Annotated in this window: 18 protein-coding genes; 11 read left to right on the forward strand and 7 right to left on the reverse strand. The window is 41.4% G+C overall.

The features are described 5' to 3' along the window. Positions 1-204: 204 nt before the first annotated feature. Entirely contained in the window at positions 205-747 is a 543-nt protein-coding gene (locus JW841_04160) for a hypothetical protein (GenBank protein MBN1960116.1), read from the forward strand. A 32-nt stretch (positions 748-779) separates the two neighbouring features. Here the strand turns inward: JW841_04160 and JW841_04165 are convergent, their stop codons facing one another. After that, the gene (locus tag JW841_04165) at positions 780-1,169 is read right to left on the reverse strand and encodes an iron hydrogenase small subunit (protein MBN1960117.1); all 390 of its coding nucleotides are present in this window, start codon (positions 1,167-1,169) and stop codon (positions 780-782) included. 34 nt (positions 1,170-1,203) lie between these two features. On the opposite strand from JW841_04165, the gene JW841_04170 reads away from it, so the two are divergent. The 3 genes from JW841_04170 to cas2 are packed head-to-tail and all read left to right on the forward strand — an operon-like array spanning position 1,204 to position 3,831. Then, positions 1,204-2,541, forward strand: a complete 1,338-nt coding sequence (locus tag JW841_04170; GenBank protein ID MBN1960118.1) for a hypothetical protein — start codon at positions 1,204-1,206, stop codon at positions 2,539-2,541. A gap of 37 nt (positions 2,542-2,578) precedes the next feature. Next, positions 2,579-3,496 carry a type II CRISPR-associated endonuclease Cas1 gene (gene cas1 / locus JW841_04175; protein MBN1960119.1) on the forward strand — a complete coding sequence of 306 codons (918 nt, stop codon included), beginning with the start codon at positions 2,579-2,581 and terminating at the stop codon, positions 3,494-3,496. 29 nt (positions 3,497-3,525) lie between these two features. Then, complete coding sequence (gene cas2 / locus JW841_04180) at positions 3,526-3,831, forward strand: CRISPR-associated endonuclease Cas2 (GenBank protein MBN1960120.1); 306 nt, start codon at positions 3,526-3,528, stop codon at positions 3,829-3,831. A gap of 26 nt (positions 3,832-3,857) precedes the next feature. On the opposite strand, the gene JW841_04185 is transcribed toward cas2, so the two are convergent. The 4 genes from JW841_04185 to JW841_04200 are packed head-to-tail and all read right to left on the reverse strand — an operon-like array spanning position 3,858 to position 7,155. Further along, positions 3,858-4,424 carry a hypothetical protein gene (locus tag JW841_04185; protein MBN1960121.1) on the reverse strand — a complete coding sequence of 189 codons (567 nt, stop codon included), beginning with the start codon at positions 4,422-4,424 and terminating at the stop codon, positions 3,858-3,860. A gap of 20 nt (positions 4,425-4,444) precedes the next feature. Next, a complete protein-coding gene (locus tag JW841_04190; protein ID MBN1960122.1) occupies positions 4,445-4,633 on the reverse strand; it encodes a hypothetical protein in 189 nt (62 codons plus the stop codon). Between the two features lie 30 nt (positions 4,634-4,663). Continuing rightward, complete coding sequence (locus JW841_04195; GenBank protein ID MBN1960123.1) at positions 4,664-5,746, reverse strand: thioredoxin domain-containing protein; 1,083 nt, start codon at positions 5,744-5,746, stop codon at positions 4,664-4,666. Between the two features lie 20 nt (positions 5,747-5,766). Continuing rightward, positions 5,767-7,155: a sulfatase gene (locus tag JW841_04200; protein MBN1960124.1), complete on the reverse strand. Its 1,389-nt coding sequence runs from the start codon at positions 7,153-7,155 to the stop codon at positions 5,767-5,769. Between the two features lie 144 nt (positions 7,156-7,299). Here JW841_04200 and JW841_04205 point away from each other — a divergent pair, with 144 nt between their 5' ends. Continuing rightward, the gene (locus JW841_04205) at positions 7,300-9,573 is read left to right on the forward strand and encodes a transglycosylase SLT domain-containing protein (GenBank protein ID MBN1960125.1); all 2,274 of its coding nucleotides are present in this window, start codon (positions 7,300-7,302) and stop codon (positions 9,571-9,573) included. An 11-nt stretch (positions 9,574-9,584) separates the two neighbouring features. Here JW841_04205 and JW841_04210 read toward each other — a convergent pair whose 3' ends face one another. Together JW841_04210 and JW841_04215 are read right to left on the reverse strand one after the other, a co-directional pair. Next, positions 9,585-11,819 carry a cyclic nucleotide-binding domain-containing protein gene (locus JW841_04210; protein ID MBN1960126.1) on the reverse strand — a complete coding sequence of 745 codons (2,235 nt, stop codon included), beginning with the start codon at positions 11,817-11,819 and terminating at the stop codon, positions 9,585-9,587. Between the two features lie 34 nt (positions 11,820-11,853). Beyond that, on the reverse strand, positions 11,854-12,420 hold the full coding sequence (locus JW841_04215) for a PilZ domain-containing protein (protein ID MBN1960127.1): 567 nt from the start codon (positions 12,418-12,420) through the stop codon (positions 11,854-11,856). A gap of 685 nt (positions 12,421-13,105) precedes the next feature. On the opposite strand from JW841_04215, the gene JW841_04220 reads away from it, so the two are divergent. From JW841_04220 to JW841_04245, 6 genes are all read left to right on the forward strand, one after another. After that, positions 13,106-13,732 (forward strand): tetratricopeptide repeat protein, encoded by a 627-nt coding sequence (locus tag JW841_04220; GenBank protein MBN1960128.1) that lies wholly within the window; start codon positions 13,106-13,108, stop codon positions 13,730-13,732. A gap of 47 nt (positions 13,733-13,779) precedes the next feature. Beyond that, positions 13,780-14,904: a hypothetical protein gene (locus JW841_04225; GenBank protein ID MBN1960129.1), complete on the forward strand. Its 1,125-nt coding sequence runs from the start codon at positions 13,780-13,782 to the stop codon at positions 14,902-14,904. A 70-nt stretch (positions 14,905-14,974) separates the two neighbouring features. Continuing rightward, complete coding sequence (locus JW841_04230; GenBank protein ID MBN1960130.1) at positions 14,975-15,772, forward strand: response regulator; 798 nt, start codon at positions 14,975-14,977, stop codon at positions 15,770-15,772. Between the two features lie 108 nt (positions 15,773-15,880). Beyond that, positions 15,881-16,543 carry a redox-sensing transcriptional repressor Rex gene (locus JW841_04235; GenBank protein MBN1960131.1) on the forward strand — a complete coding sequence of 221 codons (663 nt, stop codon included), beginning with the start codon at positions 15,881-15,883 and terminating at the stop codon, positions 16,541-16,543. 40 nt (positions 16,544-16,583) lie between these two features. Continuing rightward, complete coding sequence (nuoE, locus tag JW841_04240; protein MBN1960132.1) at positions 16,584-17,096, forward strand: NADH-quinone oxidoreductase subunit NuoE; 513 nt, start codon at positions 16,584-16,586, stop codon at positions 17,094-17,096. Positions 17,097-17,099: 3 nt separating this feature from the next. Next, positions 17,100-19,124: a 4Fe-4S binding protein gene (locus JW841_04245; protein MBN1960133.1), complete on the forward strand. Its 2,025-nt coding sequence runs from the start codon at positions 17,100-17,102 to the stop codon at positions 19,122-19,124. Positions 19,125-19,126: the final 2 nt, after the last annotated feature.

A 19,126-nucleotide genomic window follows, 5' to 3' on the forward strand; every position in this document is an offset into this window, starting at 1 on the left:
TCCATGACAAACTACTACACCTTGCCCATGTTGATCGCGGACATTTACCCGTGCTTATACTGCGGACATATACCGTATCAGTAACATTGCAAATCTGTTTCTTGTGCCTTAGCAATATTTGCGATAATATTCTTTTTGATAAGGTAATTACATGGCATATAGCTTTTGTTTTTATTGCTAAACCTAAATTATTGTTGGCAGCTTATGGCCGAAATCAAAGCTACAGCGGTTTGCTTTATCAAACAAAAGCTACGCGATTTGGGAGGCGATGCTGAAAGTGCTTTCATTAAAACGCTTCCGGTGAAAGCGGCTGAAATCTATAAAACCGTGCTACCCTTATCATGGATCCCCACGGATATCGCGGCAATAATATATAAGCAAGGAGCCAAGACACTCTATCCCGGCAATCATAACGATTGTTTACGTCAACTCGGCTTCGAGTCGTGTCGCGTCAGCTATACTGGTATCTATCGATTATTAATAAGAATTAGCACTATTCCATTTCTGTTGGAGCAGGCAGCACGGATCTGGAGTAATCATTACAATAAAGGTCAGGTAGTGGCGCAACGTCTTAGTGCGAAAACAGCGGTATTTATTGTGCGTGATTATCCGGATCTCAATGATACATTGGCAGAGGTAATATCAGGATATATCTGTGCGCTATGTGAGCTCAGCGGCGAGAAAGATCCATACGTTAAGCGCGAAAACACTCCTTCAGAATGGCGTTGGATGGTAAATTGGAGTTGAGCTGCAGAAACATACAGACAAAGGGTGGCTAGCTAAACGATAGCATTACCACGGTTAGTATAATGAGTATGTAATAACTCATAACTCTTCTTGCTGCACGGCCCATCGACTAAAAACTCACGATAGATTTGTGCAATGTAGGGATTTTCGTGCGATTTACCAATGCTCAAGCCTTCGTCTTCACTATATATAGCTTTAGCGCGTGCTGCCCGAATTTCAGGAGAAGTTAAATTCGACAGTCTGCGCAAAGATTTTGAAAAGAAACTCGGCGGCGAAAAAGAAGTGACCTTCAATCTAGAAAGAGGACATCGTACTTCGCTGAAAGGTGACGAATTCGAGGCAAAGTTGCGCGCGGCGTTTGGCCAAAAGAAGTGGAAGACGATTTCTGAGACTGAGAAGGCAAAGATCCGCAAGGGGCTCATCAAAGAAGAAGATCCAAACAAACTGCGTGAGTTGTTGTCGCCCTATGACTTAGAAGAAACTAAACTTGATGGTCTACTACAATGGGAGTCTGGGGATGGGTATCTCGGTTACTCACTAAAAGCGATTCAGAAATTACTGCCCTATCTGTACGAGGGAAAGAATGAATATGAAGCTATCTTGTGCGCATATCCAAATCGAGGCGTAAGTGATCGTTTTAATGTTCTGCCAGCGCTACTTTCTAAAGCCCTGCCACCAGAGCTGAAGGATGGCGAAAAGGCGGTGATGAGTTGCCGGGGAGGATTGACGGCAGAGCTTCGCCGTCAGCTAGCTCTTAACGATATCCTGCCGCCTTTGATCAACGCTGATGGCAAAATAATTGTATCTGGAAAGCAAGACGACGATGGCAATCCCCTAAAATCTCGTGACGATCACCGGCACCATGCCATTGATGCGGTGGTGATTGCCCTTTCGTCGCGCGCATTTTTAAAGCGATACCAAGACTATTGGAAAACGCGCGACACTAAAAACACAAAGCCGACGTTTATGGAACCATGGCCGAAGTTCGCCGATGACGTGAAGATGGTCACGTCACAAATTAATGTATCGCATCGTGTGTGCAAGAAGATTAACGGTGCTCTGCATCAAGAGACGTTCTATGGGCCTGTTAAAGATAACAAAGGGAAGCTGGTGGTGGGTAAATGTGCGTTTCGCAAACCTTTAGAAAAAATGGAGAAAGGAGAGCCTCTGGAGGAAATTATTGACCTGGGCATTCGCGAGCTTGCTAAAGAACGTGCCAAAGCATGCGGTTGGGACGGTGATCCCAAAAGCCCTCTACCCAAAGGTGCCTTTGACATTGATAAACCATTATTACAAAAGTCCGGTGTTTCGGTGAAAAAGGCTCGCGTGCAAGTTTCTATGAACAACCCCCACAAGCTAAAACATCGATACGCCAAGCTCGGCAATAATCACCACATGGTATTTGTGGCACAGGGCGATAGCGCGAAAGGTACGCTGCAAACAAAGGTTGTCACGGTGCCGATGATTGAAGCGATTGCTAGAATTCACAAAGGTGATAATCGGTATGCACCGGTTAATAGACAGGATGAGAATGGCACGTTCCTGATGTCGCTTTGTCGCAAAGAATCGCTACTTGCGACTAATCCTGTCACTGGCGAAGAGACTTTGTGTGTGGTGCAAAAGTTTGCACAAGATTTCGATGTTTGCATCCGCGATGCGCGTGATTCCAGAGAAGCGACTTTGGCCGCAAAAACACCGTTTAAACGAGTGTCATCCATAAAGTCATGGGAACAACTCGATGTAAGGAAAGTGCAAGTAGATCCCCTCGGCCGTGTCTCAAAAGCCAACGACTGAGAGATCGTTTTCTAGTGAAAAGACTCTAGGGACGATCATGAAAAGAACCATCGAAGTTTCGACGAAAGGAATGTCACTACGAGTGCATGACAAGTGCATTGAAGTTCGCTTCAACAACGATCTGTGTTGTCGTGTTCACCCAGAAGACCTCAACCTTGTTGTTTTAGGCTCTAATGGTGTCTCTGTCTCTGCCGGCGCGCTCAATGCCTTGGCTACGGCGGGCGTCGGCATGTTGTCGGTAGACGACAAGTCGCAACCCAACGGTCTCTTTTTACCATTTTGGAGTAACTCTACACATGCTGAGCGCTACCGCATGCTGGCGGCTACGCCAGAGCCTGTTGCCAAACAACTGTGGGCCAAGATTGTGGCGCAGAAAATACTGAATCAATCTCTCGTGTTATCTGGTGAAGCCGAGCAACGTTTTTTGCGCAGACTGAGTGGGGAAGTAAAAACTGGTGATGCGACCAATCTTGAATCACAAGCTGCCCAATATTATTGGCCGAGAGCCTTTGCCAAACATATAAAAGAGCCGTTTCGTCGTAAACCCGATGGCGCGCCGCCCAATGGATTACTGAACTATGGATATGCGATACTGCGGGCAGCGATGGCACGCGCCATCTGTATTGCTGGTATGCAGCCTTCACTGGGCATTCATCATCGAAACAAGTATGCGAGATTTTGTTTGGCTGATGATTTGATGGAGCCCTTTCGACCCTATGTAGATCGTATCGTTCTCGGATTATTGGCAGACAACAAGAGTGAGATGGATAAAGAGGCCAAACAGCGACTGCTGCATGTGCTTTCAAAGGATGTGTTTTGTGGCAAAGAGCACTTTTTGCTGAGCTATATGATTGAGAAGACAGCGAGCTCGTTTGCTGATTGCATCGCCCAGAAATACAAAGACAAAATCAGCGCCAAACAGGCAGCTAGCCATTTGCTGTTGCCTCGTGGATGACTAAAATGTCATTGAGTGGGTACAGAGCTATGTGGGTTTTAGTGATGTTTGACCTGCCGGTAAAGAGCAAACAGCAGCGGAAACGCGCAACTAAATTTCGTCAGTACTTGAAACAGGATGGTTTTAATATGTTGCAATTTTCTGTATATTCTCGGCCAAGTCCGAGCGAAGAAAATGCTATTGTACACTGCAACCGAGTGAAAGCAGAGATGCCTACTGATGGTCAGGTACGAATTTTGCGATTTACAGACAAACAATACGCTCGCATGGAGTGCTTTTTCTCGCGAAAACCGAAAGATCATGAACGGATACCAGAGCAGATCGAGCTTTTTTGAGATAATAAAAGGTGCGGAAACATCAATTATTTCAGATGTTTCCGCAATAGGCAGTGTAACAGATCAGAGCCTGAAGGCAATTCACAACCAGTGCATTCTCCAGCGTGACCACTGTACATGGCCAGGGTAACTATTGTAGCTTCAAAGAGCAGTTTGCCATTAGCTTTATCCTTCAAAATTACTAAGGTCTCCAACAACGGATCAGGGGTAGACGGCAACCGCCAAAACATATCCTTCTTATCGAGACGAATGATCTCGGTTAGTTGCACATCGAGAAGATAGTCAGCTTTAGCAGTACCATCACATCCTTTTGTAACAGTGGAGAAAAGTTGGGCTGCCTGCAGCTTTTCATGCAAAGCTTTACAAAGTAAAGACACTTCTTGATCACCGCTTGCCGACCATACTTTCAAAGCAAGTGAACGCTGTGGGTTTAACACCGCCACCGCGTTTTTTGGTGGTATCGAAAAACGCACCCAACCACGAGCCGGATTGTAATTTCTATTTGGCGTGCTGCAAGCAATGAGCGTTACCGAAATAATGACACATAAGACCAGTAAGTTGCTGATCATGACCCGTTGGCCGAAAACAATCATGATAATTCACATACCCCCGATTATTTTTTATTTCGATAAAACAATACAATACTTAAACAATGGTATTCATTATCTGAACTCTGCTTGACCGCTTTATCAACAATTTCTAGCTGTTGTTGTTTTTCTGTTAGCCAACGAGTAACCGTTTCACCTAATTCATCACGCTCTTTTTGTTTGGTGGCGGTAAAAACTTTAACTCCATCGAACATTATGTGCCTCGTCTTGGTTTATTTCGATTTTTAAAGGTTACTTATCTCATTATCTATTAAAGCTTGCATAATTGGCAGCGGTAGTAAACCGATAAGCTGTATACCATTTAGATAAATTGCCGGTGTACCCTGAATATCAATCTGTTGCCCTAGTGCTGCCATTTTTTCTAATAAATGACCAGGGCGATCTGAAGCTAGACATTTGCTAAATTTGTCCGTATCAATGGCGACTTCATTTGCGTAGCGTTGCAGATCATCTGCGCCCAAAGCACGTGAGTTTGCAAAAAGCAGATCGTGGTATTGCCAAAATTTACCCTGTTCATTTGCACACAACGCGGCTTTGGCAGCTTCGTATGCTGCATGATGTTGTTTTAGTGGAAAATTGCGAAATTCTATACGTAGGTCGTTTGGATATAATTCACTAAGTTTTTTTAAAATTACTGAGGCACGAGCGCAATACGGACATTGAAAGTCACTAAATTCAACAATGACCACCTTGGCATTTCTTGACCCCCACGATGGTCCTTCACCTGCATTAAATTTTATGCGAGGTAATTCGTTAATCGGTAAATTGTATTTAATTTCAACAGATTCACGTAACTGATCAATAAATGCTCTTTCGGCTTCTCGCGCTCTTTGTGCAGTTAATTCAGCACGAATTTGTGAACCCGCCGTTTCAAAATCTATACCGATTTGATCAGCGTTTTGATCGTAGAATTCTTGTATCTCTTCATCGCTAGGTTTTTCAATGTTGGCAAAAATTTCTTGCTCGCGTAGCGCTTCAACACTGATTTTGCGCCTTTGTGCTTCTTGTGCCAGTAATTTCTTACTAATCGCATCTTCAAAACCTAGCCAAAGCAAATGTAAACGTCTTTGTTCGCTTTCGTTATGTAGCTCACTTAGCTTGGCAATAATTTGAGGGTCTAAATCTTTTTCATAAACAACAGTATTATTAATGCTGCCAAGCTGCTGAAGTTTTTGTTCCTTAATACTTGTTTTAGAATGAGGAGCAACAGGTGCTATCACTACCGGCGGAACGTTTGACGTGGTCGCCGCGTTGCCGCATCCAAATAAACTTAAAAAGTAGAGAAAGAATATAATAGGTTTTCGCATTAAAAAGGCACCTTAGCGCGTCAATGCAATATACGCCATAACTTCTTAGGGGGTGTCCCTAATTGAGATTTGCGAAAATTACCTTTGCCGACGAACTCACGCAATTGCTCTAATAGATTCTGTGCTATTTTTGGCATATTATCCGCAAGATTATCTTTTTCTTTAGGATCTTTAAGCAAATCAAAAACATGCACTGTCTCATGAACAAAATTTACTGAGGGCAAATTTGAACGTTTCGAAATTTCACGATCAAACCATTTTGCATCAGCTGGTATTTGCCAAATTACTTTATAATGTCCATCAGTAATCGCCTGACGATGAATACCAAACTCGTTATATTCAGATATGATGGTTTTTTGTATTACAGGTTCTTGAAGTAAAGAATGACCAGTTAAGCCTTTTGCAGATGCTTGCGCCAGATCTACAATAGTAGCGGTCACATCCAAAGATTGAGTGAGTCGATCGTCTGTACCTTTGGTGAATCTTGGTCCGTGTATTATAAGTGGAATGCGAATGACTTCATCCCAAAAATGATGTGCATGTAAATAAAAACCATGCTCACCAAAACCTTCACCATGATCTGCACTAATAAATAATGTTGTATTATCATATACTCCCATCTTTTTAAGGTTTGTTATTAATTTTCCAATTGCATTATCAGCAAATTTAATACCAGCATCATAAATAGCTTGCATTGAGAAACGTTCATCTTCGGGATAATTATTATTCACCTCCCAAAAAGCAGTACGTCTAATTTTGCCACTAAAATTACCTAAAAATAATTTTTCTAAATTTGGCGGTGCATTATAGGGATCGTGGGGATCGACTAAAAAGATGAAAACGAATTCACGCTGCGCTTTTGATTTTTGCAAATGTTCAATTGCTCTATCGACAATAAACATACCTCTAGGCAGACCATTATAAGTTTTACCACGTAACTTTTTAGTATATGTATTAGTAGGATCCTCAAAAATATCAAAACCACGTTGTAATTGCGCCGGAGAACCACCATTGCTATTAGCGCTAAAACCGCTAGTGGCAAAACCCACTTTTCGTAACCTTTGCGCTAGCGTCTCAATGCCTTTAGGTAATGTACTTGAACTAGTTTCAGTTTGATGTCGTGAAGCATTTATGCCGGTTAAAAAACTTGTTGTCGATGGGCGTGTCCACGGAGCATTGGCATAAACTTGCGTATATAACTTACCTTGCTTAGCTAACGTATCAATATTAGGACTAGTTGGTCGTTTATATCCATATGCACTTAGATGATCTGGCCGTGTGGCATCAATTAATAACAAAATTATCAATTCACGCTGATTGTTGGCTTTAACTAAATTTACTGCCGTAGTGGCGGTTATAATTGAAATTGTTGTGGTATATAAAAGTAGTTTTAAAACGTAAGAATTCATAATCTTAACACCACACATTAAAAAACCTAATCCGTCAAAAAAAACGACAATAATTTTTAAAACTCTCGGCGGCAAAGTAGACCTCCATAAATACCAATGCTATCAATTATCGTTATGAATTGTATAATATTTGCCATGCACCTTGTGTTAGCAACCTCAAATCCAACACCAGTATCTTATAAAGAACCTCAAAAACAAGAACTCTTAGCGGATGCTTCACAGAATTTAAAAATAATTAAGCAAGCTAATAACTTGATAATTAAAAACCAATTTGTTGAAGCCCTAACTTTAATTGATCAAATCGATACACCCGCTGCCGCATTACTACGTGCTCGTGCTTGGCGCACTCTTGGTGACGTGCTCAAAGCGGAGCAAGAATTACCCAAAGCTGCAATTATTCCAGAACTTGAACCTCTAGTAGCTATTGAAAAAAGTCTCTTGGCATTATTGCGAGACGATGTGCAAGAAGCAATAAATACTCTGGCGCCGCTAATGCAAAAAAACGACCCGTTAGTTTTAAGTGCCATCTTTCCCGTAGCAAAAGCACTGGCGATAAAAATGCCCTCCGAATTTTTAAAATATTTTGAAAAATTCGATAGCTTGCGCAGTCATGATGACCCCGATTTTCGTAGTCGCCTTTTAGGATTAAAAATTACTGCCTTACAAAAACTTGGTAACGTTAATGAAGCATTAGCCACTGAAAAACTACGCTATATTCAAGAGCCTGTATCACAACTAACACCAAAACTACTTTCTGAAAATATCAAATTAAGTACCGACGAATTATTAACGAGAATAGATATACTGCTGGCGGCAAATCGTAATAAGCGTGTAGTCAGCGAAATTAGTACTCTTAATGATAGCGCTCTTAATGAAAAACAACTATGCATTAAAAATTTTGCTCTCGGATTATCTCTGCGCAAACTTCGCAAATACTCTCGTAGTGAATCAGCCTTTAAACTAGCAGTTAAATCATGTCATAACGATGCTGAGTTCCTTAGACGTTCGCGTTATCTCCTTGCTAAAGTAGTTTCGATTCGCGATGGCTTGCGTTCCCTGTCTATCATTGATGATTTTGCAAAACTTTACCCTAATCATTCTATGACTGATGATGTGCTATTTTGGGCTGGAGATATTCTTTCGCGTAAAGGTCATCTAGAAAAAGCAACTACTTATTATAAACGTATTAATAATTTAAAATTTAAAGATGATTATTGTCTTGAAGCGCGATGGCGTTTGGCATGGATGAATTATCGCCAAAATTACTTAGACAAAGCAAAAAATGCCCTAAACAATATGCTAGCCAGTGATTGCAGTATGACTCCTCAAGATACTGCGCGTGGATATTATTGGCTTGGGCGTATTGCTGAAAAACAAAATAATTTATCGCAAGCTCTCAACGCTTATCAAAGTGCTTTTAATGCTGAGGCTATGGGTTATTATGCTCAAATTGCTCTGAACCGCATCATCGCTTTAGATGACAAAATGGCAATCAAACTGACACACATCTCACTACCACAACCATCTTCTACTAACAATAATCTAGTTGACCCTGCTTGTGCATTATACATCGACCATCAATCTAAATTTACTCGTATTGAGCCCTTATTGGCACTTGGTCTTACCAATGATGCTCAAATTATATTACGCACAATAAACTTGCCCGAAATGAAAATTGTTTCATCTACGCATGCTGCTGCGTTAGGGGTTTCCTCAAAGCAAGGAACCTATCATGAAGATAACCGCCAAACTTCAACACCAACTTGTGAACGCGATTTACGTTTGTATTTAGCACTACTATTTGATCATGCTGGTGCTTATCAAGAAGCACATTGGCGGCTACGCACCGAGTTTGCCGATGATTTAAGCCGGTGGCCAAACTCTGAAACCATCGCGATTTGGCGAGCCGCATATCCCTTAGCTTGGCATGAAGAAATCGCTGCTGCTGAATCCTTGAATAATATACCAACTATGTTGTTACAAGCTTTAGCACGTGAAGAAAGTGCTTTTGATGAACAGGTTGTCAGTTGGGCTGGTGCCTATGGCCTTACCCAATTATTATTATCAACCGCGCGTGATGCGGGTAGATTGCTAAAACCACCGCTTAAAATTCAACATGTTGAAGAATTGCTAGACGCTAATTTGAACACCAAACTTGGCGGCGCCTTTTTAGCTTCATTGATTAAACATTATCATGGATGTTTAGCTTTAGCGCTTTGTGCCTACAATGCTGGCAATCGCGCCGCTAAAAGTTGGTGGAAACGTTTTGGCACCGAAGGCCTTGATGTGCTGGTTGAAGAAATATCTATTCAAGAGACTCGCGGCTATGTTAAACGAGTGCTTCGTTCTTATGGCGTCTATCTTTGGTTATATAAAAACCAAATGCCTAATATTAAATTGAAAATAAGTAGCCCCTAGTTATTAAGTCACTATGTCATTAAACGCAAACCCCCTAACAATTTATCCATATTGCTACGGGTGCGTTCACTAACAACTGCTAAAATACGTTGTTTTAGTTCTGGTGTTATACTTAATATAGTTTCAAAAGCATTACGCGAAAGTTCGAGTACTTCGAGTTTACCTTTAGCTATTACCGAAGCAGTACGGGCAATACCTCGTAATGCTGCTATTTCACCAAACAACGTGCCTGGCCCAAGTGATGACAATACAACTTTTTGTTCACCGCTACCGGTAAATACCTCTCCTTCACCATCTTTTATTAAATAAATTTGATCGCTATGCGCTCCTTCTTTAACTACCAATTCGCCATCATGAAAAACTCGCGGGACAAAATGCTCGACTATTGAACGCCGTTGTTCATTATCAAGTAATCCAAAAACTGGCGATTTTGCTAACACAGTTTCAACTATTCTTTCTTTATAAAAATCTAATAAAATTCCACTAGCCTTCGCATGTCCAGCAGTGATGTTGTTATATAGTTGTCGATCAATCTCGAAAACTTCTGTGGGCGCAATAGCTTCAACGGTAGCGCTACGTGCTGATCCAGTAAAAAATGCATTCTCACCAAAAAAATCACCTGCCATAAGTGAAGACAAATAAACTCGCTGCTTATCTGGGGTAGTAGCATAAACTAACACGCGCCCACGTGCGATAAGAAACATTGTACGGCCACCATCACCTTGCTTAACAATGGCTTCACCTTCAGAAAACGTAAGCAACGGCGCCGTACCTGCAAGTTCGGCAAAGCTGGTTCCATCAAGTTCAGCTAATAATGGTGTTGATTGCCCGGAATCATTTGCTGGAGTCGGCGCATAGATTAATAATTCAGAAAGCAAATCTGCCATAGGCCCGCCAACCGCTAAGGCATTTGCCATAGTGTGGCTTTTTTGTTGACCTGCATTATTAGGAATCGCTGCAATAATTGGCGCCATGGCGGCCGCTTCAACCTGGGTTGCTAACGCTAACATATAACGACAACATAATAATGATTGTGCTAATAAACCTCGTTCAGCAAATTTAATAGCTGTTATGCGATAGCAAAGCATGGCAGAAGCAACATCGCCTTCATTAGCACACTGTTTAGCTAAATTAAGCAGTACCCATAGACTTGGTCGTTGTTTAAATCTTTCACTTAGTATTTGAATATCTTTGCTCCACTCATGTGGTGCCTGCAATGATTCTTTCAATGAAATATTTTTTAACTTGGACTCATCGCCCGATGGCTGATTAGATGAGTCTTGCCTGATATTAACAATCGTATCTCTTGTTATTTTTTCACCATCCTTACTTAAAACATCTGGATGCGATGACATAAAATTTTGCAAATCATAAAGACTTGCTTGCGGATACTGTTTAACTAAATAAGCATGGATCTGCTGACCAAATTCTCGGGCGCTAGAATATCGTTGCCCTGGCTCTTTTGCTAATGCTCCCATTACTAGAGCGTCAATGCTTGCCGGCAATTTAGAGTTACGTTTTGATGGAGGGTCAATTTTTGCAGCTAAGATACGATCGAATATACCCGCATTAACATCAGCTGCATATAATGCCCCACCAACTAAAGCTTCCCACAGCACAACCCCAGCTGAAAAAATATCACTGCGACAATCAATTGCTTTTCCACGTAAATGCTCGGGTGCCATATATGCCGCTTTACCCATAACCATGCCTGGGCTTGTCTGGGTAACTCGGCCCCGCATTTTTGCAACCCCAAAGTCGCCAAGTTTTACTGTACCATCATTAGAAATAAAAACATTGTGCGGGCTTACATCACGATGAACTAAATTTAGTCGTTCATTATCTCGACCGCGTTTATTATGAGCATAATCAAGTGCTTTTAAAACTTCAGCGATAATTAGCAGCGCTAGCGGAGGATCAAGACCAACTTTTGCGATTCCATCTAAATGACATAGTTGCTCTAAATTACAGCCTTCAATATATTCCATTGCTAAGTAATAAGCGCCTTGATACTCACCAAAATCAAAAACCTGTACGATATTTGGATGCGACAACGAAATTGAAACACGACCTTCTTCAATAAACATTGAAGCAAACGTGTCATCAATAGATAAATCAGAACGTACTCTTTTAATTACTAATTCTTTTTCAAAACCATCAAGACTCGATGAACGGGCCAGAAATATCTCAGCCATTCCTCCGACACTAATGCGTCTAATTAGCTCATAACGCCCAAAATGTTGCATAATATATTCAAGCAAATAAAGTTATACACCTATATCAAGCTTTAGCCTTGCTACGGGTGCGACGTTTAGTAGCCCTTACTTCCTGGTTTCTATACTCTTGATCAACTTTATCTGCAGCAGGAGAACGCAACGATGTTAAACGACCGTCTTTGTCCTCCCAAAGGTTAATAATAATGGCTACATCTTGCAAAGACATTACTCCACCAAGATGTGGGAATTCTATTAAAAAACGTTTCTCATAGAATTCACGAACTCTATCACTAACAAAAAACCTTAATAATCTTTCACGGTTCTCAGCATCAACAGCAGTAAAAACAATGCCCATACCTGGTTCATCGCCTTCATCTTCGTTAAGACGATGCACCACTTCACCACGAGCACTGAGAATGTCGCCATCATCAAGCGACATTTCAAGATTAATAGGGCAACCTACTGGCAGCAAATATTCAGATTGAATAAATGTACCGCCGATTGAGAGATCGCGTGTTTTAGCGTATCCCTCAAAACGAACCTCTCTACCAAAGCGCACCTCGTCAAGCCATAAACGAGTTGGAAGTTCAATTTCAATGCGCTCATGCTCATAAGGTAAAATATTGTCCATGTAATTTCTTTATATCTGTACTGAGTAATAGTCGAGACAACATTTTTACTATTTATCATTTTCAACATTATACCAATAAAAAACACTAGTTAGACGGAATATACCGCGATCATTTCACTATGATGCTCATAAAAATGCATGAGATATTTGACCATACACCTCAGCCTAGGCTATCCCATAGCATATGGATCGAGGCGAATTTCAAAATGAGTTTTCCCGTCTTGAACGTTGGTTTCAAAACGAACGGCCAAATAATGGGTGTATCAATTCAACTAACATCCAAGCCTCGACTTTATGCATGTTTTCTGACGGGCTGGAGAATTGCTATCGCTGCACCCATTGTCAAAATTGTATTAATTGCAGCAATCTCTCCCATTGTGATTCATGTATATCATGCCACAGTTGTGCATATTTAATTGATTCGCAATACTGTACCCAAAGTGCTTATCTTACTCGCTGTATTTCTTGCTCTGAATGTAATTACTGTTTTGGATGTGTTGGCTTATCTAAAAAAGACTTTCATATTCTTAACTTTAAATATTCACGTAAGGAGTATTTTGCAATTATTGCCAAACTGAAAAAAGAACTTGGCTTGCCAAAATAAAATCGCTAACCCCGATTGTATACAAAGTAGATTTTATAAATAATTTATGCGATATGCTTGGCACAAATTGGAGTTTTACCTATGGCCCAACTTGACGTGCTTCTAAGCGAGCTCGCCAATTTTGATGCTCAAAATGACCTTGAAGGTCTTCGTCGCATTCGCGAGCAGATTGTCGCTGAACATCCGCAATCAGTTGAAGCTGCTGAGGCTCTTTATAAAATCGGACTTGATTTGTTGTTTCGCGAACGAAATTTAAGCGAAGCTATGGAAAATTTTGAAGAAGCTGCAAAACGCAAGGTAGCCTTTTGGTCAGATGCAGCTCGCACAAGTTTTGGGTTATGCTTATTTCATCAACGTCGCCCTCAAAAAGCACTGCTCGAACTTCGCAAAGTGGCTTATCAAGAAAATCCTTCATCACATACAGTAACGGCTCTTTCATTTATTGAAGTTATTCACGAATCTGATGGCAAAACCGACGAAGCCAAACGCACCCGTAAAGACCGTATCACCCAATTAGAAAAATTGGCTTACCAAACTGAAAATACACAGGCAGCAGAACGCGGATATTATTTATACATGCTCGGTCTAGCTTATCGTGACCAAGGCAGTGACGAGATAGCAATACAGACACTTCAAGAAGCTAAAGCGATCGGCCAAGAAGCACTTGGGGATGAACTCTACCGCTCAATTACTGAGGCGCTGCAATAAAAGGTGACCTTAGTTCGTAATAATTATTGCCCACTTAGGAAGCTTTTATGGGCTTTTATAATTTCAACAAGCCTGTAGTTGGAGGTCGTTTTTTCGGACGTTCTGCCGCTTTACGCACCATAAATGATGGTTTTAGTATGGGGCGTAGTTATGCTATTGGCGGTGGTTCTAAAATCGGTCGTACTTCAATACTGGCTCAGTTACATCAATTATTACGTGAACAGCTCATAACCAACAAAAAGCAAACCAGACAAACACCAATCTACATAGATATGGTAAATGTTCCGCATAAAATCGCACTTGTCACTGTAAAGTATTACTGGGAGGCACTAATACGAGGAGCTCGTAGCGCTACGGTAGATAGTGGTGGATTACCGCCAATGCCTGAAAATCCTCTTCTGCAGAAAAGATGTCCAGAACCCTGGAAAACCTTGCGCGAGCAAATTAATCAACTTGAAAAACTTACGGTCGGCACCAGTGCTTGGAGTCATTATGTCTGGCTGATCGATAATGCCGATTTGTTATTTGAGCCCGTCCACGAAGAAGAAGCTGTATTTATTCGTGAGCTAATGACTAACGAAATCTCTCATGATCATACCTCAGTAGTATTAGCGGGTGGGCGGATGTTAAAAGAATCATTTACTGATATTGATTCGCCATTTAAAGCTGCCAGACAATACAATTTAGGATTATTTAATGAGCAAGAGTGCCGCAATTTATGCCGTGCTGGAATTCCACAACTTGAACCACAGATTATTGAACAACTTTTTGCTTTAACAGGTGGACATCCTTATGCCTTACAACGCCTACTTGCAGTACTTGAAATGCAATATCCACCTTATAATATTGAACTTGCCGTAACCCAGGCAGAAAATGATCTTACAAATTTATGGCAATCTGTTTGGGATGAAATCGATTTCGGTCGCGATCTTAATTATAGTGGTACTTACGCTGCGCCTGAGCATTTACTCATGCAGCTACTTATTGAAACCAATTCACCAATTGAGCTACGCAACGCAGAACGCGAGTTAGGGCTTAAACCACTACGTGAAGTAGCTGATCTTTTTGAGTATTTAGGCATAGTCCAAAGAGGCATACTCGGAGATGCACGCATGGTAAATGCTAATGTAACATTGTGGAATACATGGTATCGTCAACGTGTTAGAGAGTAGAGCATTAAAGGCAATCTTTGGGTATAATAGAATTATAATTAAATCCCTTGAACGTTACAGGGCACAAAATATGCCGGCTAGCGAAAAGCTACACATTCTGCTTGTAGATGATGAGCTTGAATACTTAGAAATTACTGCTCGCGCTCTTCATCGACATGGTCTAGATGTAAAAACTGCTGCAGATGGAGCTCGTGCACTCGAACTCGTTAGGCATAATAATTTTGATACCATAATTTTAGATGAACGAATGCCAGGTTTAAACGGTTCTGAAGTATTTCAATTAATTAAACAACAAAATCCCGATATACCTGTTATTATACTTACAGGTCATGGTACAATAAAACAGGCTTTTGAAATATCGCGTATGGGCGTCTTTGAATATCTTACTAAACCATGTGATATCAATAAGTTAGTTAAAGTAATCCATAGAGCCTGCTCTGATAGTAAAAATGAAATAGCAATTGAAAACATCAAAGTACTTTTAGTTGATGATAATCAAGAATTCGTTTCCTCATTAGACAGAGTTTTATCACATCGTGGCTTTAAGGTGTCTTCCTCTACAAATGCTACTGCGGCATTAGAGTTACTTGCAGAACAACATTTCGATGTCGCCATTCTTGATTTGGTTATGCCTGAAATTGGCGGCCTTGAATTGTTAAAACAAATAAAACAACAATATCAACACATTGAGGTAATAATGTTAACCGGCCATCCCTCAGTACAACAGGCAATAACCGGTATGGATGATGGGGCTTTTGATTTTATGGTAAAACCCCCGGCGATAGAAACCCTCATCATTCAAGTTCGCAAAGCTGCTACTTCGGCAAATGCTAAATTACAAACGTTGATGAAGCTTCAAAATAAATAGAGCTTTTTTCAACAGATCTTTCAACTACCAATCCAAAAAAATAACCCTAATCTGAATCTTGACTTTTTATAGATTCATAGGCAAATATGATGTGAAAGATGTAACAACGTGATAATTGTAACAAATCGAAATCAACTAGTTAAAGCATCAAACAAATCCATTGGGCGCCTTTGTCAGTATCGTCGCAGTTTGCATAGTCTCTTAAACAGCCGACCTTTTGTGTATTCACATGAATTGGCTGCTGAGGCTTCAGTTAGCGCAGTACAAGTACGTCGTGACCTTATGGCAATTGGCTATTCTGGTAGCCCCAATCGCGGTTATGACATTGCTGAACTGCTAAAAAGTATTAACGACCTACTCGACGCTCATAAATCTCAAGGTGTTGCCTTGGTTGGTGTGGGTAACCTCGGTCGTGCCATTATTGCTTATGTTGAACGTCAACGCCCATATCTCTATATCGCAGCAGCTTTTGATACCGATCGCGATAAAATAGGGCGAGTTATTCATGGCTGTCGCACCTATCACTTGCAAGATTTACCCCAAGTGATGCGTGAACAATATTTGCCAGTTGGTATCGTCGCAGTACCAGCTAGCAATGCTCAAAATGTTGCACAAAAACTAATCGATGCTGGTGTACGTGGCATTCTGAATTTCGCACCAATCATATTGCGCATACCAAATCATATTTATATTGAAAATCTCGATTGGACAGTTGCGCTAGCCAAGGCGGTGTACTTCACCCGAAATGATGAAAATACTGCAACCACTTAATCATAAAAACTAAAATAGCTTAAGTGTAAAAGGAGAATAAATGTCAGAAACAACGACCAAATTCATAAACACTAAATCAGTAGCGGCGTTGCGGCCAGAATTGGCTGTAATTTTGCAGCGTCATGCCAATGCAAGGCGTGAACATTTGATTCCGATTTTGCAAGACGTGCAAGAAGCCGAAGGTTATCTTTCACAAGATGCTATTGTTGCAATCGCCAAACATTTAAAACTGCCCGCCAGCAAAGTCTTTGGGGTTGCCACATTTTATAATCAGTTTCGTTTTCAAGCACATGGTCGCTTTCATATTCAAGTGTGCCGTGGCACTGCTTGTCACGTAAAAGGTTCAGCATCAGTATTGGCTGCCCTCTGTCGTGTTCTAAAAATAACACCAGGCCAAACCTCTAGAGACGGTCTATTCAGCCTCGAAGTAGTAGCCTGTATTGGCGCTTGTGGTTTAGCGCCAGTAATAAGCGTTAACGGCGAGTTTCACGCTGGCGTAGCCCCCGACAAAGTAGCTAGCATCGTGCAAAGCTATCGCAGAAAGATTGCTTGAAAAATGAGTGAAGCCGTTAGTAGTTTTAATACAGATGATATAAAAATTTTAGCTAAGTGTTGCGAACGCTGCTGGCATAGTCCCGAGCGTCCCTGCCCAGATTTGATCAATTGCCTAACATCTGGACCTACCTGTCACAACGACCCTGCATGTAATGAGCGCGCTCAATCTCGAACAAAAACTGCACGACGTGAAAAACTTGATCGTCCAGTAATTTTTATTGGTACCGGCACCTGCGGTTTAGGAGCAGGAGCAGGAAAAACTTTAGCAGCCATTCGTGAGCATGTGCAAAAGCAAAACCTCGATGTTGATATCGTTGAGGTCGGCTGTATCGGTTTATGCACTGCCGAACCAATGGTAGATATTCAATTACCTGGTCGCACCCGCGTTAGCTTTGCTAAAATTACTAGCGATAAAGTTCCTGCTTTAATCGATACGGTATTAGCTAATAAAATTGTGTTCGAAGATTTAGTAGCGCAATTTCGTGATGAAAAACTAACTCCGTACGAAGGAGTTATTTTTCAAGACCAACATCCCTTTTTTGCGCAACAAACCCGCTGCGTATTAGTTAATTGCGGTATTATCGATCCTAACAATATTGATGAATATATTGCTCGTGGTGGTTTTTGCGCGCTCGCCATGGCGCTACGTAAACAAACCCCCGAAGATATTCGCAATACTGTATTTGATAGTGGTTTACGAGGCCGTGGTGGTGGTGGTTTTCCTACGGGTCAAAAATGGAAACTTGCCGCCCAAGAAAATAGCGATCAAAAATATCTTGTATGTAATGCCGATGAAGGTGACCCTGGTGCTTTTATGAATCGCGCTGAAATCGAAGGTGACCCATACCGTTTGCTTGAAGGTATGGCTATTGCAGCTTATGCTATCGGCGCTAGCAAAGCTTATATTTATATTCGCGCTGAATATCCTCTAGCAGTTAAACGACTTATAAAAGCAATCGCCACCGCAAAAGCTAATGGTCTATTAGGTCATAACATACTTGATTCAGGATTTAGTCTTGATATTGTTATAAAAAAAGGCGCCGGAGCTTTTGTTTGTGGCGAAGAAACTGCACTCATTCATAGTATTGAAGGTCGTCGCGGTATGCCACGTCCCCGACCACCATATCCGGCTGTAAAAGGTTTGTTTGGCAAACCAACAATTATCAATAACGTCGAAACTTTTTATAATATCCCAACCATTATAGAACGAGGCGCGGCTTGGTTTAAAGCAATTGGTACGGGCAATAGCACCGGCACTAAAGTATTTGCGCTTTCTGGTAAAATTACTCGTACTGGTCTTGCTGAAGTTGCTTTTGGCATTTCAATGCGCGATGTCATTTTCACTATTGGTGGTGGTGTCCTAAACAACAAAAATTTTAAAGCGGTTCAAGTTGGTGGTCCCTCTGGTGCTTGTATTCCCTCACAGCATCTTGACCTTACAATCGACTATGACTCGATGAAAACCGTCGGCGCTATGATGGGTTCTGGTGGCCTGGTGGTCATGGATGAAAATACCTGTATGATCGATGTCGCCAAATTCTTCATGGACTTTATTGGACGTGAGTCTTGCGGCAAATGTATTCCCTGTCGTGAAGGAACCCGACGTTTACTTGAAATTCTAACGCAAATCACGCAAGGCCGTCGTACAGAAAAAAATGCTGATGCCCTCCTGCGTTTTCAGGGTGTGGTGCTCCTTGAACGTCTTGCTTCGGTTATCAAGGACACTAGCTTATGTGCTCTTGGGCAAACCGCGCCTAATCCTGTGCTTTCTACTTTACGATATTTTCGTGATGAGTATGAAGCGCACATCTTTGAACGTCGCTGCCCAGCACATGTTTGTCCTGAATTACTTAACTATACTATTGATAGTGAAGCCTGCGTAGGTTGTGGCGTTTGCATTAAAGCTTGCCCGGCTGATGCGATTATAGGTGCACCAAAACAAGTGCATGAAATTAATCAAGACAAATGCGTTGCTTGCGGCTCATGCTTAGAAGTCTGCCGACTTAACGCAGTAATCGCTGCCTAAAA

It is taken from the genome of Deltaproteobacteria bacterium, from assembly GCA_016931625.1.
GTDB lineage: Bacteria > Myxococcota > XYA12-FULL-58-9 > XYA12-FULL-58-9 > JAFGEK01 > JAFGEK01.